The sequence below is a fragment of the Nitrobacter winogradskyi Nb-255 genome (genome assembly GCF_000012725.1).
Taxonomy (GTDB): Bacteria; Pseudomonadota; Alphaproteobacteria; order Rhizobiales; family Xanthobacteraceae; genus Nitrobacter; species Nitrobacter winogradskyi.
Window position 1 is genome coordinate 3,242,968 of sequence record NC_007406.1, and the last position, 22,405, is coordinate 3,265,372.

At 62.0% G+C, this 22,405-nt stretch carries 21 protein-coding genes and 1 tRNA gene; 12 read left to right on the forward strand and 10 right to left on the reverse strand.

The genetic code is table 11. The annotated features are described in order from the left end of the window. The first annotated feature begins 6 nt into the window (after window positions 1–6). From NWI_RS15590 to NWI_RS15610, 5 genes are all read left to right on the forward strand, one after another. Window positions 7–1,785 carry a methyl-accepting chemotaxis protein gene (locus NWI_RS15590; RefSeq protein ID WP_244374935.1) on the forward strand — a complete coding sequence of 593 codons (1,779 nt, stop codon included), beginning with the start codon at window positions 7–9 and terminating at the stop codon, window positions 1,783–1,785. A 202-nt stretch (window positions 1,786–1,987) separates the two neighbouring features. Then, window positions 1,988–2,203 carry a CsbD family protein gene (locus NWI_RS15595; protein ID WP_011316169.1) on the forward strand — a complete coding sequence of 72 codons (216 nt, stop codon included), beginning with the start codon at window positions 1,988–1,990 and terminating at the stop codon, window positions 2,201–2,203. Between the two features lie 137 nt (window positions 2,204–2,340). Continuing rightward, complete coding sequence (locus NWI_RS15600; RefSeq protein WP_011316170.1) at window positions 2,341–3,108, forward strand: rhodanese-related sulfurtransferase; 768 nt, start codon at window positions 2,341–2,343, stop codon at window positions 3,106–3,108. Next, on the forward strand, window positions 3,101–3,313 hold the full coding sequence (locus NWI_RS15605) for a SlyX family protein (RefSeq protein WP_011316171.1): 213 nt from the start codon (window positions 3,101–3,103) through the stop codon (window positions 3,311–3,313). Before NWI_RS15600 ends, NWI_RS15605 begins: the two co-directional genes overlap by 8 nt. A gap of 144 nt (window positions 3,314–3,457) precedes the next feature. Continuing rightward, entirely contained in the window at window positions 3,458–4,774 is a 1,317-nt protein-coding gene (locus NWI_RS15610; protein WP_011316172.1) for a DUF3422 family protein, read from the forward strand. A gap of 31 nt (window positions 4,775–4,805) precedes the next feature. Here the strand turns inward: NWI_RS15610 and NWI_RS15615 are convergent, their stop codons facing one another. Continuing rightward, a complete protein-coding gene (locus tag NWI_RS15615) occupies window positions 4,806–5,792 on the reverse strand; it encodes an NAD(P)H-dependent flavin oxidoreductase (RefSeq protein WP_011316173.1) in 987 nt (328 codons plus the stop codon). Between NWI_RS15615 and NWI_RS18375 the strand changes: the two genes are divergently transcribed. The 5 genes from NWI_RS18375 (at window position 5,754) to NWI_RS17255 (ending at window position 13,995) form a co-directional block, all read left to right on the forward strand. Next, on the forward strand, window positions 5,754–6,761 hold the full coding sequence (locus NWI_RS18375) for a DUF2478 domain-containing protein (protein ID WP_244374936.1): 1,008 nt from the start codon (window positions 5,754–5,756) through the stop codon (window positions 6,759–6,761). The genes NWI_RS15615 and NWI_RS18375 overlap by 39 nt on opposite strands. A gap of 179 nt (window positions 6,762–6,940) precedes the next feature. Further along, window positions 6,941–7,228, forward strand: coding sequence for a hypothetical protein (locus NWI_RS15625; RefSeq protein WP_011316175.1), 288 nt, complete (start codon window positions 6,941–6,943; stop codon window positions 7,226–7,228). A gap of 460 nt (window positions 7,229–7,688) precedes the next feature. Continuing rightward, entirely contained in the window at window positions 7,689–10,937 is a 3,249-nt protein-coding gene (locus tag NWI_RS15635) for an ATP-binding protein (protein ID WP_011316176.1), read from the forward strand. Between the two features lie 345 nt (window positions 10,938–11,282). Continuing rightward, on the forward strand, window positions 11,283–12,101 hold the full coding sequence (locus NWI_RS15640; protein WP_011316178.1) for a formate/nitrite transporter family protein: 819 nt from the start codon (window positions 11,283–11,285) through the stop codon (window positions 12,099–12,101). A gap of 950 nt (window positions 12,102–13,051) precedes the next feature. Further along, a protein-coding gene (locus NWI_RS17255) for an IS630 family transposase (protein WP_187147993.1) occupies window positions 13,052–13,995 on the forward strand; the annotation gives its coding sequence in 2 pieces (ribosomal slippage) (window positions 13,052–13,387 and window positions 13,390–13,995; 942 coding nt in all). Window positions 13,996–14,448: 453 nt separating this feature from the next. Here NWI_RS17255 and NWI_RS15655 read toward each other — a convergent pair. From NWI_RS15655 to NWI_RS15665, 3 genes are all read right to left on the reverse strand, one after another. After that, window positions 14,449–14,874 carry a PadR family transcriptional regulator gene (locus NWI_RS15655; protein WP_011316179.1) on the reverse strand — a complete coding sequence of 142 codons (426 nt, stop codon included), beginning with the start codon at window positions 14,872–14,874 and terminating at the stop codon, window positions 14,449–14,451. A 361-nt stretch (window positions 14,875–15,235) separates the two neighbouring features. Further along, the gene (locus tag NWI_RS15660; RefSeq protein WP_041345703.1) at window positions 15,236–15,430 is read right to left on the reverse strand and encodes a hypothetical protein; all 195 of its coding nucleotides are present in this window, start codon (window positions 15,428–15,430) and stop codon (window positions 15,236–15,238) included. Between the two features lie 675 nt (window positions 15,431–16,105). Further along, window positions 16,106–16,306, reverse strand: a complete 201-nt coding sequence (locus NWI_RS15665) for a hypothetical protein (protein ID WP_244374937.1) — start codon at window positions 16,304–16,306, stop codon at window positions 16,106–16,108. A 356-nt stretch (window positions 16,307–16,662) separates the two neighbouring features. Here NWI_RS15665 and NWI_RS15670 point away from each other — a divergent pair. Then, window positions 16,663–16,737 (forward strand) — tRNA-Val (locus NWI_RS15670). A gap of 46 nt (window positions 16,738–16,783) precedes the next feature. Here NWI_RS15670 and NWI_RS15675 read toward each other — a convergent pair. The 5 genes from NWI_RS15675 to NWI_RS15700 form a co-directional block, all read right to left on the reverse strand. Beyond that, window positions 16,784–17,041: a hypothetical protein gene (locus NWI_RS15675; RefSeq protein WP_011316181.1), complete on the reverse strand. Its 258-nt coding sequence runs from the start codon at window positions 17,039–17,041 to the stop codon at window positions 16,784–16,786. A 143-nt stretch (window positions 17,042–17,184) separates the two neighbouring features. Next, window positions 17,185–17,493 (reverse strand): hypothetical protein, encoded by a 309-nt coding sequence (locus NWI_RS15680; protein WP_011316182.1) that lies wholly within the window; start codon window positions 17,491–17,493, stop codon window positions 17,185–17,187. Window positions 17,494–17,554: 61 nt separating this feature from the next. Continuing rightward, window positions 17,555–18,306 (reverse strand): IS5 family transposase gene (locus NWI_RS17260; RefSeq protein ID WP_430691788.1). Its coding sequence is split into 2 segments (ribosomal slippage): window positions 17,555–17,976 and window positions 17,976–18,306, totalling 753 coding nucleotides; the frame shifts between segments, so codons are not numbered across the junction. A 50-nt stretch (window positions 18,307–18,356) separates the two neighbouring features. Continuing rightward, window positions 18,357–18,710 carry a metallophosphoesterase gene (locus NWI_RS15695; RefSeq protein ID WP_011316183.1) on the reverse strand — a complete coding sequence of 118 codons (354 nt, stop codon included), beginning with the start codon at window positions 18,708–18,710 and terminating at the stop codon, window positions 18,357–18,359. 79 nt (window positions 18,711–18,789) lie between these two features. Then, a complete protein-coding gene (locus tag NWI_RS15700; protein WP_011316184.1) occupies window positions 18,790–20,334 on the reverse strand; it encodes an acetolactate synthase large subunit in 1,545 nt (514 codons plus the stop codon). Window positions 20,335–20,560: 226 nt separating this feature from the next. Between NWI_RS15700 and NWI_RS15705 the strand changes: the two genes are divergently transcribed. Further along, entirely contained in the window at window positions 20,561–21,124 is a 564-nt protein-coding gene (locus NWI_RS15705; protein WP_011316185.1) for a L,D-transpeptidase, read from the forward strand. A 98-nt stretch (window positions 21,125–21,222) separates the two neighbouring features. Here NWI_RS15705 and NWI_RS15710 read toward each other — a convergent pair whose 3' ends face one another. Continuing rightward, window positions 21,223–22,389 carry an isovaleryl-CoA dehydrogenase gene (locus NWI_RS15710; RefSeq protein ID WP_148203890.1) on the reverse strand — a complete coding sequence of 389 codons (1,167 nt, stop codon included), beginning with the start codon at window positions 22,387–22,389 and terminating at the stop codon, window positions 21,223–21,225. Between the last annotated feature and the right edge of the window lie 16 nt (window positions 22,390–22,405).

Sequence of the window (22,405 nt, forward strand, 5' to 3'; positions counted from 1 at the left end):
ACGGCGATGAAATCCGCGGAATCCCGGATCTCGGAAGCCGAGAGCGCTTTTCAGGCGTTCGTCGGGTTTCGCGCGCGCCTCGACGAGAATCTCGCCAGGCGAGGACCGGAACGGAGCGCGGAGGTCGTGGAGAGCTTCGCGCCGACCATCACCAGGCTGATCGAGGTTTCCGGCAACACGCTGCGGCTCACGCTGGAAACACTGACGCGTCCGCCCACCGCGGCTCTGACGCAACTGGTCAGCTTGCGGCATCTGACTGCGCAGATGGCGGAAAACGCCGGAAGGGAGCGCGCGCTCTTCGGAGGAATTGTCAGCTCCCGCGCCAGGCTTTCCACAAGCAGCTTGCGGACCATCGCGCGTTCACGCGGCTATGTGGAGCTGGCATGGGAAACCATCTCGCCAATCCGGATGCGCGCCGACCTGCCGCCAAAAGTCGCGGATGCAATCTCCGGCGTCGAGAAGGATTATTTCCAGCGCTACGGCCAGACTCGCGACGCCGTATTCGCGGCATCCGAGACAGGTGAATACAAGATCAGCGGCAACGACTATGTCGCGCAGGCGACGACCGCGATCAATTCAATACTCCGGCTGGCCGATGCGGTTGGGGAGGCCGCCGACCAGGAGGCGGCCAGGGTAGCCGCGGGCAGCCGGTCCCAACTGCTCAGCTCCGCACTGATATTGCTGGGCTGTCTCGCTCTCGCCCTTATCAGCTTCTGGATCGCGTTCTCGCGCATCCTGCGGCCGATGGCGGCGCTGACGACAGCCATGGGTGAACTCGCGAAAGGCAACTTCGCCGTCGTCCTGCCCGGACTGGAGCGCAAGGACGAGATGGGCGACATGGCGCGCGCGGTCGAAACCTTCAAGATCAAGGCCGAGCAGAAGGCGCGAGATGAAGCGGAGGCCAAGATGAAGCAGGATCAGTTGGCCGCGCAGCAGCGCAAGGCGGACATGCACCGTCTCGCCGACGGTTTCGAAGCGGCGGTCGGCGCGGTGATCCAGACCGTATCCTCGGCGGCGACCCAGTTAGAGGATTCGGCGACCGCCCTGACCCAGACGGCCGAGCAAACCCACCAGCTCTCCTCCGCCGTGGCGGCGGCGTCCGAGGAAGCGACGGTCAACGTTCAGTCCGTGGCTTCAGCAAGCGAGGAAATGGCGGCTTCCGTGAACGAGATCAGCCGGCAGGTGCAGGAAGCATCGAGGATCGCAAGCGACGCGGCGCAGAAGGCCCATCGCGCCGACCAGCGCATCAATTCGCTGTCGCAGGCGTCCACGAAGATCGGAGACGTGGTTGAACTGATCAACACGATCGCGAGCCAGACCAATCTCCTGGCCCTCAACGCAACCATCGAGGCCGCTCGCGCAGGTGAAGCCGGCCGTGGCTTTGCCGTCGTGGCGTCCGAAGTGAAGGCGCTGGCCGAGCAGACCGCGAAAGCCACCGCTGAAATCGGCCAGCAGATCACAAGTATCCAGTCCGCGACCAACGACTCCGTCGATAACATGAAGGAGATCGGCATCGTCATCGGCAGGATCGCGGAGATCTCCGCCACGATCGCTTCGGCCGTCGAAGAGCAGGCGTCCGCCACTCAGGAAATATCCCGCAACGTGCAGCAGGCCGCGACCGGAACCTCGGAAGTGTCCTCCAACATTATCGAGGTGAGCAACGGAGCTTCCGTGACGGGCAGCGCCTCCACGCAGGCCCTCGCCGCGGCGAAGTCTCTGGCCGGAGACACTGATCGCCTCAAGCAGGAGGTCGAGAAATTTCTCGCAACTATCAGAGCCGCCTGACACCCGGCGGCGCAAGACCTTCCTGGTCCGCGGCTGTATCTCGACGCTGACGTGAATCATGAGCGGATTACCAATCCGCTCATGAACATTCTCTCCTCCTCGCAATCCTCTAAATACGGCACGCCACCTGCTGTCCTTCGCTGGAACCCTTCAACGCGCCGCACGTTATGTTTCCGCAGGCTGACGTTAAGGAGAAAAACTCATGGGTTCCACGACCGACAAGATCAAGGGCACCGCCAACGAAGCAATCGGCAAGGCCAAGCAGGTTATCGGCGAAGCCACCGGTTCGGAGAAGCTTCAGGGCGAAGGCGCGATTCAGGAACTGAAAGGCAAGGGCCAGAACGCGCTTGGCGACGCCAAGCAAGCGACCAAGGACGCCGCCGACAAGGCGGCCGCCACCATCAACAAGAATCTCTGATCAATCAGGTTTCGGATGTGAAATGGGCCGGCCCTTTGCGGGCCGGCTCGTCTGTGCGGCGAAGTTAAAGATAACAACTCCGGTCCCTATAAACTGAACGGGTTTCGCGACGCGACGGGGGCTGCTAAACACGCCGCATGCTCAAGGTCGCCGCTTTGTATCAGTTCACGCCGCTGCCGGATTTTCGCGCGTTGCGCGAGCCGCTGCGCGAACTGTGCGCGGCACACGCCATCAAGGGCTCGATTCTGCTTGCCGCCGAGGGCATCAACGGCACCGTCGCCGGAACGCCGCGCGCGATCGATGCGCTGGTGTCGGAACTACAGACGGGCGCACTGTTTTCCGGACGGCTGAATGATCTCGAGCTGAAATTCTCGCAAGCGTCGGCGATGCCGTTTGCTCGGCTCAAGGTCCGTCTGAAGAAGGAGATCGTGACGCTGGGCGATCCCGCGACCGATCCGACCCGCGCGGTCGGCATCTATGTCGACCCTCAGGATTGGAACGAACTGATCGCCACGCCCGACACGATTCTCCTTGATGTCCGCAATGACTTCGAGGTTGTCATGGGCAGCTTCGAAGGCGCGATCGATCCGCAACTCGCCCGTTTCGGACAGTTCAAGGATTTCGCCGCGCAAGAACTCGATCATCGAAAGCATCGTCGAATCGCAATGTATTGCACCGGCGGGATTCGTTGCGAGAAGGCAAGCTCCTATCTGCTGTCGCGCGGATTCAAGGAAGTCTATCACCTCAAGGGCGGCATTCTGAAGTATCTTGAACAGATTCCTGAAAGCGAGAGTCGCTGGCGAGGCGAATGTTTTGTATTCGACGACAGAATCGCGCTCGGTCACGGACTGAAGGAATCCCGGCAGGCGAGCCCGGTGATGGACGGAGCGCCGCACGATGACTGACGAGACTTTCGCGGACCGCATCGACGCGCTGGAAATGCGCGCAACGTATCAGGAAGAGGCGATAGAGACGCTGAACCAGGTCGTCACCACGCAGTGGAAGCAGATCGACGCGCTGATGCGACAGATCGCTGAAATCGGCGAGCGCCTGCGGGAGGCTGAAGCCGCGCGGCCCGCCCCGGCCAATGAGCCGCCACCGCATTATTGAAGCGGACGCAACCCGTTTTCTCCCGCATCGCCGTTGATCGGCAGCCGTTCTGGGATTATCAGAAGGCGACACCGCGCATCGCCGCCGCGGTCGTTTCTCACGCAGCCGTCAACAGTAAAAGCGACGCACGCCGGAAAGGATCGCATGAGCGCGGAAGTCTCGATTGGGGACGCGGAGGCCGCCCGGCTTGCTCCGCACCCGCTCCGCAACGCGATTCTGGGCGAACTCCACGCGCGGCCCTTCACGGCGCTGACCGTCCCGGCCCGGATCCTGCATTTCGCGTTCGATACCGCCGGCGAGCGCGGGCACGCCGACCGCGTCAACCTCGCGAAATTCTGCGCGGCGCGCGGCCTTCCCGTGCCGACCTTCTCCGAACGACACTATCGCGTCGCCTTCGGCACCACCGCGCTACGGTGGGAGCAGCACTCCGAGTTCACGACCTACACCTGGGAGCTGCCCTCTCCCGCCAATGGCATTCCGTTTCATCCACCCGCCGCCGCGCTGGCAACCCCGATGCAGCTCGTGCCGCAGCCCGGGCCGCTGCTCGTCGCCATCGATATGCATGTGCTCGCCGACGGGCCCGCCGTCCAGCCACCGGAGCGGCTGTTCGAGCGAACCAGCCTTGCGCTCGCCGAAAACAATGACGGCGCGGCGATCTACGCCACGGACTTCCAGCCCGATCCGTCCGGCTTCGTGCGAATCCTGGTGGTCGACCGCAAGCTCAATCCCGACCGCGCCGGCGCGCTGGCCCAGCGCGTGATCGAGATCGAGACTTACCGCACGCTCGCCTTGCTCGGCCTGCCCGAAGCGCAGCGCCTCGCGCCTTCGATCAGCGCCGTCGAGCAGCGCCTCGCCGAAGTGACCGACAAGATGCGCAATAACGGCAATCTCGCGGACAATCGCCACCTGCTCGATGAACTCACGGCGCTGGCCGCCGAGGTCGAGGCCGGCGCCGCGGCGAGCGTCTTCCGCTTCGGCGCCAGCCGCGCCTATTATGAGATCGTGCAGCAGCGGCTGGCCACCGTCGGCGAGCGCAAGGTCGCCGGACTGCCGACGTGGACCTCGTTCCTGGCGCGCCGGATGGCGCCGGCGATGCGGACCTGCGTCACCACCGAGGCCCGCCAGGAGAGCCTCTCGCTCAAGCTCTCGCGCACCGCCAACCTGCTGCGCACACGCGTCGACGTCGAACTCGAGCAGCAGAACCAGGAGCTCCTGAAATCGATGAACGCCCGCACTCGGATGCAGCTCCGGCTGCAAACCACGGTCGAGGGGCTGTCGGTCGCGGCGATCACCTATTATGTCGTCAGCCTGTTCGGCTATATCGCCAAGGCGCTGCACGAGTCCGGAACGCTCGCGATCAAGCCGGGCCATCTGACCGCGGCCTTCATTCCGGTGGCGGCGTTCACGATCTGGTCGATCGTACGCCGCATTCGCCACAAGCACATCGGCCACGACGGCTGAACTTCCGGCGCATTTCGCTCCTGTATCCGCACTACGCCGCCCTACCCTCAAGCAGGCCGGTCAGGCGCTGGCGGATGATGCGCTCCGCACCGCTCACGATGCGCTCGATCAGATCCTTGCAGCTCGGCACATCATGGATCAAGCCCGCCGTCATGCCGCAGCTCCAGGCGCCGGCATTCACGTCGCCTTCGATCATGACCCGCGGATAGACGCCGGCGACCTGCTCCATGATATCGTCGATCCTTAGGCTGTCGCCTTTCTCGCGTTCGATCTCCATCAGCCTCTCGACCTTGCGGTTGTTCAGCACGCGCTCGGTATTGCGCAGCGCGCGCATGATCAGCCGGGTATCGCGCTCGGAGGCCGCGACCAGCGCCTGCTTCACGTTATCATGCACCGGCGCTTCCTTCGTCGCGATGAAGCGGGTGCCCATGTTCATGCCCTCGGCGCCGAGCGCCAGGGCGGCGACCAGGCTGCGCGCATCCGCCATGCCGCCCGACGCCACGAAGGGAATCCTGAGTTCGTCGGCCGCGCGCGGCAGCAGGATCATGTTGGGGATGTCGTCCTCGCCGGGATGACCGCCGCACTCGAATCCGTCGACGCTGACCGCATCACAGCCGATCTGTTCCGCTTTCAGCGCGTGCCGCACCGAGGTGCATTTGTGGATCACCTTGACGCCGGCGGCCTTGAGCGCCGCCATGTAGGCTTCCGGATTACGGCCCGCCGTTTCAACGATCCTGACGCCGCTTTCCACGATTGCGCGGATATACTCAGGATAGGGCGGCGCGGTGAAGGCGGGCAGAAACGTCAGGTTCACGCCGAACGGCCTGCCTGTCATGTCCTGGCAGCGCGCGATCTCCTTCGCCAGCAACTCCGGCGTCTTCTGGGTCAACCCGGTGATGATTCCGAGCCCGCCCGCGTTGGAGACGGCGGCGGCCAACTCCGCGAAACCAACATAATGCATGCCGCCCTGGATGATCGGATGCTCGATGCCAAACAATTCCGTAATGGCCGTTTTCACGTGAAGCTCCCGATTCGCTGGCGGTGGCGGATGCTTTCAGCATGCTCACACCCCACCGTCGATCCGGCAAGCTGGTTTAGGCGTTTCCGGATTGATGCAACGGCAAGCGGATACTCCGATCACTTGACAGGTTGCCATAGGTCGGTTTCACTTGCTTTCATATTGTTCCACGACCTGCCTGTCGCCAGTGAGGCAGCGTCCATTGCTGATCGCGAGGCCGCTCTGAAGCAGCAAGCTGCGGCTTTCTCCGCGCCGAATACATGCCGAATATATCAAAGGCTGCGGGCCGGAAAACGAGCGACGACGAAAACCCGGACGGCGATCAGGACAAGAACCCAGGACATGGCTGACGCAGAAGAGGAAACGATGGAGCAACGCCGTGCTCCCCACATTTCCGCCGGGTCCGGCCCCGACACGAATCCGATCGGGGTCGTGGCCTATGACGACGGGCTTGTCAGAGATGCCCTCATGGCCCAATGCGCGGCCGACCTGGCGACCTCAGGCTACAGGCTCGGGGGTATCGTCCAGTCAAATCCGCACCGTGAAGGCCGGCGGCGATGCGATATGTACGTCAAGGATCTGCTGGGCGGCGATGAAGTCAAGATCTCGCAGGACCGCGGCAACGAGGCGAGGGGATGCCGGCTCGACCAGGATGCGTTCGCGCGCATCGACGCCTGGATCGAGCGTGCCGTGCTCGAACATGTCGATCTGCTGATCATCAACAAGTTCGGCAGGGAAGAAGCCCAGGGCCGGGGCCTGCGCGCGGTCATCGCCGAAGCCTTGATCGCCGATATTCCGGTCATCATCGGCGTTTCCTCGCAGAACCTCGCCGATTTCCTGGCGTTCGCCGGAGAATCCGCAACGCGTTTGAGCCCCGACATCGAGACCATGACGGCCTGGTGCCGCAACGCGATCAAACGGCGCGCTCAAGATCAGTGCGAGCCGGGGCTGCCGCCGGTGGGCGCATAACCGACCGGCATAAAGGCCGCTGGCTGGATGAACCGGAAAAGGCTAGTCTTTCGTTCGGCGTCGGTTCGGTAGAGAACGAACCGCGTGATGCCGCCGCTGGCCTGCACCCATGGCTTCGAACGGCACCAGACAAATCAGCAACCACTTCATTCTCTGGCGCAAACAGATGAAACGACGCGATGGATGATAAGCAGATCCTCCAGAATGCCACTCGCAGTGCCGCCCAGGCGGGCATGATCACGCTTGTGTTCGAGAATTTTACCGCCCAACTGATCCGATATGTTCTCAGCGGGTATCTCCTTGATGATACGTCTCTCATGACCCTCCGGGACAACTGCATCCGCGATCTCAAGAATTCCACGATCACCGGATTGCCGTTGGATGACGAGGCGGAAATCTTCAGGCAGGCGGTCGAGAACGCGGAGAAGCTGCTCGACGCGGCGATCACCAGGGGGCGGGACATCTAGCATCCGCTGCCGTGTTCGACCTCCATTACATTGATGAGCCCCGCATGGAGGAGCCCCGCATGGCTCGAAAACGGCTCCTGGCCGGCCGGCTCGCGGCCCGCTGGGAGATCGCAGCAATCGCGCCCTCTTCCCCTCTCCGTTCTGATTTCCAGTCTGGCCGGGTACGTTGACGCCATGGTTTCAAGCCCGTACAGACGCTGGAGCGCCGCCGGTCCGGACTTGAACACCTGTCCTGCGGCTCCTGCGGCCGCCGCCTTCGCACGATGCATGCTCCCGGCGATCGTTCGACTGCGGACCATGCGGAGAGCTTTTCACGAGGTGCCAACAGGACCCTTCCGCGCCGGCGACGCGACGCCTCGGCGCGAATTCGGCGAACGTCTTGTGGCTGATGTCGCGGCCGGTCGGTTTTTTGTCCGGCCCACGACGATGATATAAACGAGTTGTTCAGTGAGGTTTCACGATGTCGGTATCCGTTAGCAGCACGATCGAGGAGATGCAGGCGGAGCGTAACGCGCTTCAAAGCTTTGCCGACGATCGCGCCCGCGACTTCGTCGGCAGGCAGTCGGTGCTTGCGCGTGTCACCGACCTCTGTCTCTCCCCCGCCAAGGAGCTTTCTCCCACGAAGGAGGGCCCGCCATGGGGGATCTGCATCACCGGCGATCCGGGTTCGGGCAAGAGCGCCCTGTTCGGCGAACTTCTCCGCCGCCTGAAGGAAACCGATGCCTTCATCCTCGCGCATGCCGCGGAAGCGACCCCGCAGGCCACGTCGATCGATGCCATGCTGCGCCGCTGGATTACCGAGCTTGGCAGCGCCCTCGGCGCCGGCGATATCGACCTCGCCGCCAATATCGATCCGGAGATTGTCGAACGGGCCTTCGCCTCGCTGCTGGTGCGGATGGCTTCGAAACGGCGCGTGGTGGTCCTGATCGACGCGATCGACCAGTTCAGGAAAACCTCTCGCGGGAAGTTTACGAGCTGGCTGCCGCGGCTGTGGCCGATCAATGCGCGCCTGGTCGCGACCGGCGTTGCCGGAGGCGCCTCCAAGGCGCTGTCCGAGCGCTCCAGTGTGGAGGCGTTGGCTCTGCCGCCGCTGGAGTCGTCCGAGGCGGAGGGCATCATCGAAGCGGTCTGCAAGCGCAACCAGCGCAAGCTGGCTTCACCGGTGATCGATGCACTGCTCGCGAAGAAGCATGCGGGCGGGCCGGCCTGGGGCAATCCGTTATGGCTGGTGCTGGCGCTCGAGGAACTCGAACTGCTCGACAGCAGTGATTTCGCCGACATGCAGCGTGAGTATGCCGGCTCTCCGGAGCAGCGCCTGCAGAGTGCGATGCTGGATGCGGTCGGCGCGATGCCGACCGACATTCCGCTTCTCTGCCGCGCGACGTTCGATAGCGCGGCCCAGCTGTTGAGCCCCGCGATCGCGGCGGCGTTCATCGGCCTCCTTTCCGCGGGCCGGACAGGATGGCGAGAGAGTGACTTCCGTCAATTGCTGCCGCAGGTCGGTGGCGAGGCATGGGACCAGAAGCGCTTTGCTACGCTGCGCAACCTGTTCCGCGGTCAGGTTCATCAGCATGGCGACCTTGCGCAACTGGATTTCAACCATTCCCAGGCGCGCGCCGCCGCCCGTTCGCGCCTTGCCGCGTTGCGCGTTACGAATCCCGAACTGCACCTGCTGATCGCGGATCACCTTCTGACGCTTGCACCGGACGACCGGCTGCGGGTGACTGAAACCATGGTCCATCTTCTGGCAAGCAAGGACGACGTCCGCGCGGCCCGGCACTATGGCGATCCATCGCTCGGCGAAAAGGAGCTGGGAGCCGCCACGCTGGCGCTCGCCGATGCGGTCATTTCGCCGGCGACCGGCACTCCGGCGAGCGCGGCGCGCGAGATGTGCCGTTTGCTTGAGAACCCGGATCACTCCGTCCGCGCCCGCGTGGCCGAGCGGCTGCTCGTCAGTTTTGACGATGTGGCGGGCCGGCACATTGCTTCCGATGTCCGCCTGATCGTTTTGAACGCGATCGAACAAGCGTTCCGGCAACTGCTGCGCGACGAACCCGGCAATGCCGGCTGGCAGCGCAATCTGTCGGTTGCCCACGATCGCGTCGGCGACGTGCTGGTGGCGCAGGGCAAGCTGCCTGAGGCGCTTGCGTCGTTCCGTGAGGGACTTGCGATCCGGGAGAAATTGACGGGCACGGACCCGGACAATGCCGGGCTCCAGCACGATCTATCGATCTCGTACGAGAAGATCGGCGATCTGCTTGCGGTGCAAGGCAAGCTCGACGAGGCGCTGGACTCGATCCGCAAGCAGCTCGCGGTTGTCGAGCGGCTGGCGAACAGCGATCCCGACAACGCAGACCTGCAGAGCGAGATCTCGCTGTGCCATGAAAAGATCGGCGAAGCGCTGATGGCGCGAGGCGATCTTCCGGGAGCGCTGGGCGCGTTCCAGAACCAGCTCGAGATCAGCGAGCGGCTGGCGCGCGGCGCGGACACCGACGACAGCAAATGGCAGCGCGAGCGAACGCTCGCTTACGATCGCGTCGGCGACGTGCTGATGGCGCAAGGCAAGCTGCCGGAGGCGCTCGAATTTTTCCGCAACGGACTGACGATCAAGGAGCGGGTCGCAAAGGCTCACCCCGAGAACACGAGCTGGCAACGCAGCCTGTCGATCTCCCATGATCGCATCGGCGACGCGCTGGTGACGCAGGGCAAACTGCCTGACGCGTTGACCTCTTATCGCACCGGACTTGAGATCGCCCAGAAACTGGCGCGCACCGAGCCCGAGAATGTCGGCTGGCAGCGCGACCTGTCGGTGTCGCACGCCAAGATCGGCGATGTGCTGGTGGCGCAGAGCAGTCTGCCCGACGCATTGAAAGCCTTCCATGAAGGTTTGACGATCAGGCAGCGCCTGGCGAACGCCGATCCCGACAATGTCGATTGGCAGCGCGGTCTGGCGGTGTCCTACGATCGCATCGGCGACGTGCTGATGGCGCAGGACAACATGGGCGATGCGCTGAGCGCCTTCCAGGATCAGTTCGCGATCGCCGAGAAGCTGGCGCGGATCGATCCGAACAACACCGGCTGGCAGCGCGATCTGTCCGTATCCTACGAGAAAGTCGGCGACGTCCAGATGGCGCAGGGCAATCTGCCCGACGCGTTGAAATCCTATCGCGGGGGGCTCGCGATCAGAGAGCGGCTGGCGCGCACCGAGCCCGATAACATCAACTGGCAGCGCAGCCTGTCGGTGTCGCACGATTGCATCGGCGACGTGCTGGAAGCTCAGGGCGAGGTGGACGAGGCGTTGAAAGCCTTCCACGAAGGGCTTGAGATCAGGAAACGGCTAGCGCAGCGTGATCCGTCCAACGTCGGATGGCAGCGCGACCTGACCGTATCTTACGATCGTCTCGGCGAGGTGTTGGAATCGAAGGGCGACCTGGAAGCGGCCGAAAAGTCCTTCCGCGAAGGGCTGGCGATCATGGAGCGGCTGTCGCTTGCCGACCCCGGCAACGTCGATCTGCAGCGCGGCGTGGCCGTGAGCCAGGGACACCTGGCCGAAATGTACCGCCGGTCCAACGATCACAACAGCGCGCTGGCCGCATTGCGGCAGGGACAGGCCGCCATGGAGCGCGTCGTCATGCGCGCACCTGAGAATGCCGGCTGGAAAAAAGATCTGGACTGGTTCACCGAACAGATCTCGACCTTGACGGATTAGAGCATTTTCCGGCGAAGCGGGATGACCTGCTCGCCGCAAGAAAATGCGACCGGACAATAATGTTCTTGAGCATGATCCGATTCATCTTGATCGGACCATGCCCAAGATTCGCCTTCCTCGGTAAACGGATATCCGCAGCCCGGCGCCTTGCAGTTGCGCTTGCGATCGGCTGCGCGCGGCGGGCATGAACGCCCGATGATTTTTTTTCGCGCGCGTCAAGTTCGATTCGCATGTGACACTTCGTCTCGACGTTGCACGATATTCAGATATCTGATATGCATTTGAGCGATAACGGCGCTGCCTGCTCGGCGGCGACCGGAAAAATCAAATGCAGGGGGGAACGCAATGGCCGATTATGCGAACGCCAGCGTTGTGATCGAAACGGTGCCGCCGTCCGATATGGGCGCGGCGATCGCGGCGGACGCCGCAAAAAAAGCCAAGTACGGCACCATTCACCTACTCATTCGCGGCTTCTTGTGCACACCCTTTCTGGCTTATGGCGCCAGCGTCGTCTTCGCCATGGTTGCGGCGGGCATACCGCTCGCGGTAGCCGGACTTGTCTTCCCGGCGGGATACATCACGCTGAGCTTCCTCGGCCTGGAGATGGCGACCGGCAGCTTCGCCACGATGCCGATCGGCATGTACGCCGGAACGATCACTCCGCTTCAGCTCGTTCGCAACTGGTTCTGGACCCTCGGCGGCAACCTGCTCGGAGGCATATTCTTCGGCTGGCTGCTGTGGTTCTCACTAACCAAGGGTGGCGCCATCGAGCCGGACAAGATGCTCCAGGTCATCGCACGCACCGCCGAGCACAAGGTCGAGTATATTCATTACGGTCTCATTGGTTGGTGCGCAGCGATCGGCAAGGGCGTCCTTTGTAACTGGCTTGTCAGCCTCGGGTCCGTGATGTCCAAAGCCACCCGCAGCACAGTCGGCCGGGTCGTGCTGATGTGGATACCGATCGGAATGTTCTTTGCGCTGGGATTCGAGCACACCGTGGTCAACATGTGGTTGTTCCCGACCGCCATTCTCTCGGGCGCCAACGTGTCCATCTACGAGTGGTGGGTGTGGAATCAGATCCCGGTCACGATCGGCAATATTCTGGGAGCGATGGTCCTCAACGGCACGCTGTGGTACTTCACGCACACCCTGCAGAAAGACTAAAGCATTCGCTTAGGTTCCTCGACCTCGAATGAGGATCCTAAGTCACCCAAGACTCTAACGCGTTCGAACGAAGCATATCCTCGGGCTCGATCCGAGGATATGTGCGGAAGGGCGCGACGAACAAAATCCGGAGCTTCGCTTCTGGTTTCATCTGTCGCGAAGCTCTGGAACATGATCCGATCAAGTTGAAGCGAACCACGCTCCAGAGATTATTGTCCGGTCGCATCTCTTGCCGAGCGTATCTCTTGATCTTGCGACCAATAGTTCGTCTACCTCGCCGGAAAATACTCCAGGCCGCGTCGGCCATGACAATGCCTGATGGCGCAGCCATGTGGGGCGGCCATGTGGGGTTTGGCGCTCAGGCCACAACGCGAGCGCCTGCGGGGTTTTGATCTTCAGCCTCCTTTTCGTGCCTGATGGCGTGGATGATGGTGGTCGCGGATAATCGAAGGATCGGCGATCAGACACTCAAAGTCGGGACCGTCTGACATCACAGTCAAAGATGCGCCACCATGCAGCTTCGGCTGACGCGGCGCAAAACGCTATTCCCTTCGCCGAGCACCACGGGCAGATCGCGCCCCGGCAAGCCGGTCATACAATCCAGAGGACAGGCTTCACAAACATGCGGGTTGTCGCGATCGTCTGGTTCAATTCCGTTGAATCAGACACTGGCCTTAACTTTTGATGGAACATGGTCCCATCCGGAAACCGGTTTCCACTTTCCGGCGCGGCCCTTCGGGTCGAGATCATGCTCTATAGCGTTTTCGAGCGGAGTGGATGACCTGTTCGCGTGAAGAAAACGCGTCAAAACAAGATCATAGAGCCTCGCTTCTGATTCCATCAGAAGCGAAATGGCTCTAGAGCGGGATGGGTTTATTTTGAATCGATTGAGATTCCCAAATCAGAATTCATCTGATTCAACATGCTGACTGGGAAGGAGGCCAGCATGGATGGGACGAGCCTATTCGAACGACCTTCGTGAGCGGGTAGTGCGTGCTGTCGTTAAAGGCGGCCTGTCGCGGCATCAGGCTGCGGCCCAGTTTGGGGTGGGCATCAGCACGGCGATCAACTGGGTACAACGCTTCCACGAGACCGGCAGCGTCGCGCCAAGCCAGATCGGCGGCTATAGGCCAAAGAAGATTGCGGGGCCGCACCGCGAATGGCTGCTGCAACGGTGCCGAAAGGACTTTACCGTGCGCGGGCTGGTGGCCGAACTTGCCGAGCGTGGCCTTAAGGTCGATTACCGCACGATGTGGGAGTTCGTTCACGCTGTGAAGCTCAGTTACAAAAAAAGACGCTGATTGCTGCAGAGCAGGATCGTCCCGATGTCGCCCGTCGGCGAGCGCAATGGACCAAGTATCGAGATCGGATTGATCCCACTCGGCTGGTGTTCATCGATGAGACCTGGACCAAAACCAATATGGCGCCGCTGCGGGGCTGGGCGCCGCGCGGTCAACGCATCAGAGCCAAGGTGCCGCATGGCCGCTGGCAGACCATGACCTTTATGGCCGCTCTGCGCCACGATCGCATCACCGCGCCGTGGTTCATCGAGGGGCCGATCAACGGCGAAGCCTTCCTTCTCTACATCGAGAAGGTTCTGGTCCCGACCCTGCGGCACGGCGACATCGTCATTATGGACAACCTCGGCTCGCACAAGGCCAGCGCCGTGCGTCGCGTCATCCGTGCCGCCGGTGCCCGGCTCTTCTACCTGCCGAAATACTCGCCTGATCTGAACCCGATCGAGCAGTTCTTTGCCAAGTTCAAACACTGGCTACGCAAAGCCACGCAGCGGACCACCGAGGCCGTCTACAATGCTATCCCTCCGATCCTCGAAACCGTTGCACCGGCTGAATGCGCCAACTACTTCGTCAATGCAGGATACAACCAAATCTAAACTCATCATGCTCTAGCCGCGCGTGCGCTCACCACCGATGATACAGGGGCAACGTCCGCGCCTGTTACCCCGTCGCTCAGGACCGGACGGCACCCCATGGTTGACTGCTAGAAAGTAACCTTGAATCACTCCGCGAAGGGAAGCCCAAGAGTCCACGTAGACCTAAGAACCTGTTTGAGAATGCACCCAAGCACATCAATCGATGTGACGGCGAGGCGCTGGCTGCGCCAAAACCCGCAGAAAATGAGCCGCCGTCCGGCGACGGCGCCATCTCCAATCAGGCTGTCGTGCCTTTCTCAAGGTTCTAAGCGACCGACCCATTTCGGAGTCGCAGGGGGCTGACGCCCCCTCTACTTCAGAAGCAGCGGTTCAGGGAACGCAATCAATGTCTTACCGACCGTTCATCAATCCGAAAACGCGATGGCCATCGGCCACCTGGCGTTTGGCGCAAGGCTATTTTCTCGGCATGGCTGCGCGGGCAAGGACATCCAGCAGTCCTTCCGTGGAATCCGCGTCGGCCTCCTTCTGCCGTTCAGCAACTCCAAGAGCCTGGCGCCAGCGGGTGACGCGTTCGCCAAGAGCCTTCAGCCGGTTGAGGACGGCGTCGGCGCGATCGCGATGCTGCTCAAGATAAGCGCGGCCTTCGTCAGTAATGCTGAAAAGTCTGGGAGGATCAGCAGAAGCTGTCAGACAACGCTCTTCGACGAGCTTGGCCAACATCGGATGGACGACATTGGGGCTGGGTAAAAACCAGTCAGCCGTCATTTTCTCGACCGTCTGGATAATGTCGTAGCCGTGACGGGGCGCCTCGGAAATGAGTGAGAGCGCAACGAGACGCAGATCGCCTTCGGCCACACCTTTTGATGATGGAGCCGTCATTTCTGTTCTCCGTGAAGATGTCTCTTTGCTCGAAAGAAACCCATATTATGCTGTAACGCAAGACATATTTCCTGGAGCATTTGCTTCTGATTCAGTCGGAAGCAAAACTCTAGATGGTTGTTTTGACGCGTTTTCTTCCCGCGAGCCGGATGTCGTCGTTCGGAAACGATCTGGCCGTCCTGCCTGCGCCATGCCATGGCGGTCTCGCCGGTTCCAGTACTCCTCGGCCGCGCCGCTGCAAACGGAGGCGAACCTCCTTGGGCTACGATGGAGCCACATTGAAGTGAGGACGATCGGCGTCGGTGGCAATCGGACAAGCTATTACTCTGGCGATCACAAAAGCCGTCCTAGAGCCCGCCCCTCACTCCGGTTGCGAGGGAGAATTCTTGTCCACTCGTCTGACGCGGAGGCCGGGCGGCAAAACCTGACCACCCTGCTCGTCGGCGACGGGAATGTCTGAAACGAGACCCGCCCGCAGCGCGTTCTCCCAGGCGCCCAACTCCGTCGACGCCGGCTCGCCGATGCGTCTGTCGCGATCGAACAGCGCGTAAAGCATGGGCATCCCTCCTGATTATTCAGCCTTTCGCTTCTGACGGGATCTGAAGCGAAACCTCGAATCTGATTTGACGCGTTTTTCTACGCGAACGGGGATCATCCACCTCGCTCGACAACGCTATGCTCTGCCAACCTCGGGGACGACAGGTCGGTTCCCGCGCCAGCGAACGCTTAGGCCCTCCAAGTCGAACATCTGCCGCAGCGCACGGAATGCGCCGGGGACACCGGCAGGTTCTCACCGTCGGCGGTGATCGCCAGCTCAACAGCATCAACTGACGCCGCGGAACCTATCCTGCCCCTGACATAAGACCGGAACCGGCTGTGTTAATCAGGTCACAGACGAATCAACCGATATCGGGCATTCTGACGGGGTATGGCTGCAAACAAGGTAACGGCAGTACACAGGGCTGGATCGATTTCCATGGCTCGCCTCAAGCCATTCTTGAACAAGCATTCTTGAACAAGAATGGCTTTTTCTTTGATTAAGGTACATGAGACCGCTCTCGTGCCATCCGGGGGAAAGCGGCACAGCCGCCCGAAACCAGGACCGGATGCCGGCAAGCACCTACGCGCGACTGTCCATGTCAAAAGCTGGCTATATCAAAAGCAGGCTATGTCAAAAGCAGGCTGGCTTGACACCAAACGCGGGCTTGACGCCAGACGCGCCGTACCAGCTTCACTTCGGCGTCTGCAACCCCGGCGAATTCGCCCAGCGGTCGATATGGGCCGCGATGTCCGACAGACGACGCTTTCTCAACGCTTCATCGTTGCGCGCATTCGGAGAAGGTTCGCCGGCCGCCTTGTTGACGCCCGCAGCAAACTCGGCCAACCGATCTTTCAAGGACTTTAGCTCGCGCAAACCACGTTGCACCCTCATGGCGTTGCTCCCTGTTTGAAACGGAACGGATCGCGAGCAGCGTTCTCCGGAACTCTGTTTAGAAGCCACAACCCTCATGGTGGTAAGCAAAAGTATGCGCCGTCCGCCATCGAAAAGCGAGTCCGATATTCACTCCTGAGATGGAACGATTAAAAACCACCCCGCCATCGCTTGAAAACACGTCAGAACAACATTCCGGAGCGTCAACGGCAGATGATACGGTATCATTGACGCGAGCGGCCGGTGGAAGTCCGCTTGACACTCCTGCCCCGCATTCCCTAAATCGCGACTTCGTCGCCGCGCCGGGTCGGGCTCGATCCCGAAGTTTGGGAATTCTTCCGGCAGATGATGATCCCGGGCGCATAGCTCAGCGGGAGAGCGTTCCCTTCACACGGGAGAGGTCCAAGGTTCGATCCCTTGTGCGCCCACCACTGGATCCGGCTTTGAGGCGCGCGCCTTCCCGCTCCGCCCGATCATTCACAGCAGCTTTGTGCGCGCGAGCAACGCGCGCAACGCATCGGTCGCCTTGCGGCTAAGCATCGCGTTGCCGGCCGCGGCCTCGAGCGCCGCGCACGCGTCCTCATGCAGTGTGCGAAACTCCGCCCACTCGGCGGTGCTCAGGCGGGTGATGAAGTCATAGGCCTGTCCCACGGTGGCGATAGCAATAGACTCGCCGTTCACCGTGATGCGGAACGTCGCCTGCAGTTTCGTGATCGAGTCCGAGACCTTGTCCATTGCCACACGAAGACCTGCGCCGCGCGCGGCCGTCAAGATAAACCATCGGGATTATCCCACGAAAGAACCCGGCCGTCTCCTTATCCAAGGCACACGCATAATCCAACGCGGCGCCGCGGTTTCCCCTTTTTCGGGATCCTGCTCTAACCGCCCTGAGCCGGGCCATGAACGACGATGAAATCGACCGGCCCGCCCGGCGTTGCGTCATCGAACACGCCGGTCACGAGACGGCCTGTTCGCCATGCTCCGGTGTCGAGATTGGTCCGGCCCTGGTACAGTTCCGGCCCCTGGGCGACCGAGTTGTGTCCATGCACGACGTGACGGCCTTCAAAGCCAGAGGCATCTCCCTTGGGATAGCGTTTCCAGAGCAATGTGATTTCGGACTGCGCATCGCGCGCAATGCCGCGGTCGAGTCCTGCGTGAACATAAATCCGGTGCGCGTCGATATGCATGAGCGGCAGCGTCGCAAGCCAGGCGATGTCAGCCTCGGGAATGCCTAGGCCGGATCGACATTCACGGCAGCCAGATCAGGGCTGCGGCCAGGTGAACGAAGCCCGTGAAGTGAACGGTTCGCCTGTCGTAGCGGGTGGCGAAACGGCGGAAGTGCTTGAGACGGTTGAAGCAGCGCTCGATGCGGTTGCGGTGCTTGTAGAGACCGGCGTCATGCGGGATGATGATTTTGCGCGTCCTGTTTGAGGGGATCACCGCTTCGGCGCCCATGCCGGCGATGAGTGCACGCAAGGCGTTGCTGTCATAAGCCTTGTCGGCCAGCACGGCGTCCCCGGCCTGGGCTTCGAGCAGCGCGGGGGCTTGTGTGATGTCTCCGACCTGCCCGGCGGTGACGATGAAACGCAAGGGTCGGCCCAGCGCATCGGCGAGCATGTGGACCTTGGTGGTCAGTCCACCTCGGGAACGCCCCAGCGCCTGATCCTTGGCCCCCCTTTTCCGGTAGCCGCCTGCTGATGGGCTCGAACGATGGTTGAGTCGAGCATCAGATACTGGTTGTCGCGATCGGCTGTCAGGGTGGAGAACACCCGTTCCCACACACCGGCATGGCACCACCTGCTGAACCGCCGATGCACCGTCTTCCAGCGACCATAGCGCTCCGGCAGGTCACACCAGTGCGCGCCGGATCGCAGCACCCACAGGCAGCCGTTCACAAACAACCGATTATCCGATCCCGTCCGTCCCGGATCAGAGGCCTTGCCTGGCAGCAACGGTGCAATCTTCGCCCACTGATGATCGCTCAGCTCATACCGCTTGATCCCCATCGTGCAGCTCCGTGTCAGAATCACGGAACCCTATGAATCAGCGATCAGACCGCCTGGGAATCCTGAATGTCGATCCGACCTAGGGGATCGCCTCCATAGGATTCGACGACCGCATCACCCCCGCGCTTCAGCCAACGCGTCATCGTCGCGGGATCGCGACACGCCGAAATCATCATCGCGTCGTGATTGCCTTTGAGTGGAACGAAGGTCCAGCCTGCCGGCATTCCGCGCCGCAAGCGGGCGATGACCTTGTCGCTGTCCGGTCCCTTGTCGACGTAATCGCCGAGCATAACGAGGGTGCCCCCGTTGCCGGCGGCGTGGGCATGAATCCCGTGCAAGGCCTCGCTCAGCAGATCGAAACGGCCGTGAATGTCGGGAATGACATAGGTCAGGCTCATCAAAACTCCCGCCACCGGTGCGCCATTCCGTCACGCTCCGTGCATCGGCTGTCGTTCACGGCTGCATCCCGCATCGTCGTCACATCTGGACTTCGATCAGGCGCGGCCCCTGCTCGGCCGAGGCCTCCGCAAGCGCCATGCTGAACTCATCGGCCGTGGTCACGGCGCGGCCCGGCACGCCCATGCCTTTGCCTAGCGCGACCCAGTCGAGCGGGGGGCGGTCGAGGCTCAGCATGTCCATGGCCTTCCTGCCGGGCTCGCCGGCGCCGACACCGTCGAACTCGCCGCGCAAAATCTGATAGATGCGATTCGAGAAAACGACCGTAATGACGTCGAGGCTTTCGCGGGCCTGCGTCCACAGCGATTGCAGCGTATACATCGCGCTGCCGTCGCCGACCATGCAGATCACTTTGCGATCCGGACAAGCTATCGCAGCGCCGATCGCCACCGGCGTCGAAAATCCGATCGAACCGCCCATGTTCTGTAGCCAGTCATGGGGCGCGGCGCAGGCGGTCGGTGGAAAAAATCCACGGCCGGTCGAGATCGACTCGTCGACGACGACGGCGTTCTCGGGAATGGCCATCGCGATCGCCCGCGCGATGGACGCCGGGTTGAGGGGCCCCGTCGGCCACGCCAATTCCATCGGCTGCTGCGGCTTCGCATCCCGCGGCCTGGCGCCGACGGCACCGGCCAATACCTCCAGCGCTGCTATCGTATTCTCGTCCTTCGCCGTCATGCGATGCACCTCGCAGCCCTCGGGCTTCAAGCGGCTCGGCTTGTCCGGATAGGCGAAGAAAGCGACGGGATCGTCGGCTTCAACCAGGATGATGTTGCTGAAGGGCTTCAGAGCGCGCAACGCCTGATCGATCGGATAGGGAATACGCTCCACGAAAAAGCGGCCGCGGCCGCGCGCCATGCGCGCGTTATAGGTCTCTGCCATCACCTGGCAGCCCGTGTTGCCGGCGATGCCGGCGGCCAGCGCCAGCCCCCTTTCGGTCAGCGCGCGCCCGCCGAGCAGAAGCAATGTCCCGCCGCCGCTGCGCAGGATCCTCGCCGCGCCGTCGATCGCCTGCGGTGAATAATCCGGGCGCTGCGACGCCCCGGTGACTTCGGCGACGCCATCGGCTTCGCTCCATGCCGCGTCGGCGGGCAATATCAGCGTTGCGATCTGCGGCGGCGAACTTTTGGCCGCTGCGACGGCGGCCGCGCCGTCACGAGCGACCGATCTCGAATCCGGCGAGGTGCGGATCCAGGCCGACATCGGCCGGGCCAGCGCCTCGATATCCGATGTCAGCGGCGCGTTGCATTCGATGTGGGGAATCGCATGCTGGCCAACGATATTGACGATGCCCGAGCCGGCCTTCCTAGCGTTGTGAAGATTGGCAATGCCGTTGGCGAGGCCCGGTCCGAGATGAAGCAGGGTGCAAGCCGGCGTACCCTTCATGCGGAAATAGCCGTCCGCAGCGCCGGTCACCACGCCTTCGAACAACCCGAGCACGCAACGCATGCCCTCCACGCGGTCGAGCGCTGCGACAAAATGCATTTCTGATGTGCCTGGATTGGCGAAGCATGTATCCACGCCGCTTTTGATCAGCGTCCGGACCAGGCTTTCAGCGCCGTTCATCTTGTACTCCGCTGTTCAATTTTCGGTGTTCCTGTCAACATCGCTCCCGCCGCGTCCTCACCGGCCCTGCCGGTGACCACCGTGGCGTTCCGCATGACTCTGGGCGGGAAAGCTGATGTTTTTTCCCAACGTCAACAGGGAAGAAGCATCCCTGCATGAGCGCGACTTGCGAAATCAGGCGAATTATGGCCTGACTCACAGTCAAATCGATTGATGCGAGGAAATAATGACGCGCGTTTTGGCTCTTTTGATTGCCACCGCCTTTGTTTTCAGTGCGAAGCCGGCTCTCGCCCAATTCCTTGATACCGGCGACTTCATGAATTTTGGCTCCGGTTATACATCCGCAAGTCCGATCCCCCGGCAGCTTGTCTATTTCCAGAGCCGGTATGCGCCAGGCACCGTTGTCATAAGAACCGGCGAACGGCGGCTCTATCTCGTCCTCCCTGGGGGCCAGGCACTGAGATACGGGATCGGCGTTGGCCGCGACGGCTTCCGCTGGAGCGGCGTCCACCGAATCAGCGCCAAGAAGGAATGGCCGAGCTGGACGCCGCCCGCGCAGATGCTGCGCCGTCGCCCGGATCTGCCGCGCTTCATGAGAGGCGGCCTTGAAAACCCGCTTGGTGCGCGCGCGATGTATCTGGGCTCGACGCTCTATCGGATTCACGGCTCCAACGAGCCGGAGACGATCGGTCAGGCGGTATCCTCCGGCTGCTTTCGCATGACCAACGATGACGTGGTGGACCTTTATAACCGCGTGTCGGTCGGCACCACGGTCGTCGTCAAGAATTAAAGCGCTTTCAAGCGAAGTGGACGCCGGTTCGCGTGAAGAAAACGCGTTAAATCAAAATCATGGAGCCCGCTTCTGATTTTATCAGAAGCGGAAATGCTCTATGCGCTCTTCTCGAACAGTTCGCGACCGATCAGCATGCGGCGGATTTCGCTTGTGCCCGCGCCGATCTCGTAGAGCTTGGCGTCGCGCAGCAGACGGCCGGCCGGGTAGTCGTTGATGTAACCGTTCCCGCCCAACAACTGGATCGCATCCAGCGCGCATTGCGTTGCCTTCTCGGCAGAGTAAAGGATCGCCCCCGCCGCGTCCTCGCGCGTGATCTCGCCGCGATCGCACGCCTTCGCCACCGCATACACATAAGCACGGCATGCGTTCATGGTGACATACATGTCGGCGACCTTGGCCTGCACGAGCTGGAAGCTGCCGATCGGCTGTCCGAACTGCTTGCGCTCGCGCACATACGGCATCACCATATCCATGCAGGCCTGCATGATGCCGAGCGGACCGGCGGCGAGCACGGCGCGCTCGTAATCGAGACCGGACATCAAAACGTTGACGCCGCGGCCGGCGTCCCCGAGCACGTTGTCCTCAGGGATCTCGCAATCCTCGAACACCAGTTCACAGGTGTCGGAGCCGCGCATGCCGAGCTTGTCGAGCTTCTGCGCGGTTGAGAATCCATTCATGCCTTTCTCGAGGATAAAAGCGGTGATGCCACGCGCGCCCGCGGCGGCATCGGTCTTGGCATAGATCACCAGCGTATCCGCGATCGTCCCGTTGGTGATCCACATCTTGCTGCCGTTGAGAATGTAGCGGTCGCCTTTCCTGTCGGCACGCGTCCTCATCGAGATCACGTCGGAACCGGCGCCCGGTTCGGACATCGCCAGCGCGCCGACATTCTCGCCGGATATCAGCTTCGGCAGATATTTGCGCTTCTGTGCGTCGCTGCCGTTGCGGCGCAACTGATTGATGCAGAGATTGGAGTGCGCGCCATAGGATAGTCCGACCGATGCCGAACCGCGCGAGATTTCCTCCATCGCGATGCAGTGCTCGAGGTAACCCAGGCCAGCGCCGCCATAATCTTCCTCGACCGTGATGCCGTGAAGTCCGAGCGCGCCGAGCCTCGGCCAGAGATCACGCGGGAACTGGTTGGACGTGTCGATTTCGGCGGCGCGCGGCGCGATCTCATTGGCGGCGAAATCGCGGACCGTCTCGCGGATCGCATCGGCGGTCTCGCCGAGATCGAAATTGAAAGCATTGGAGATGGACACGCGAAACTCCCCCAGG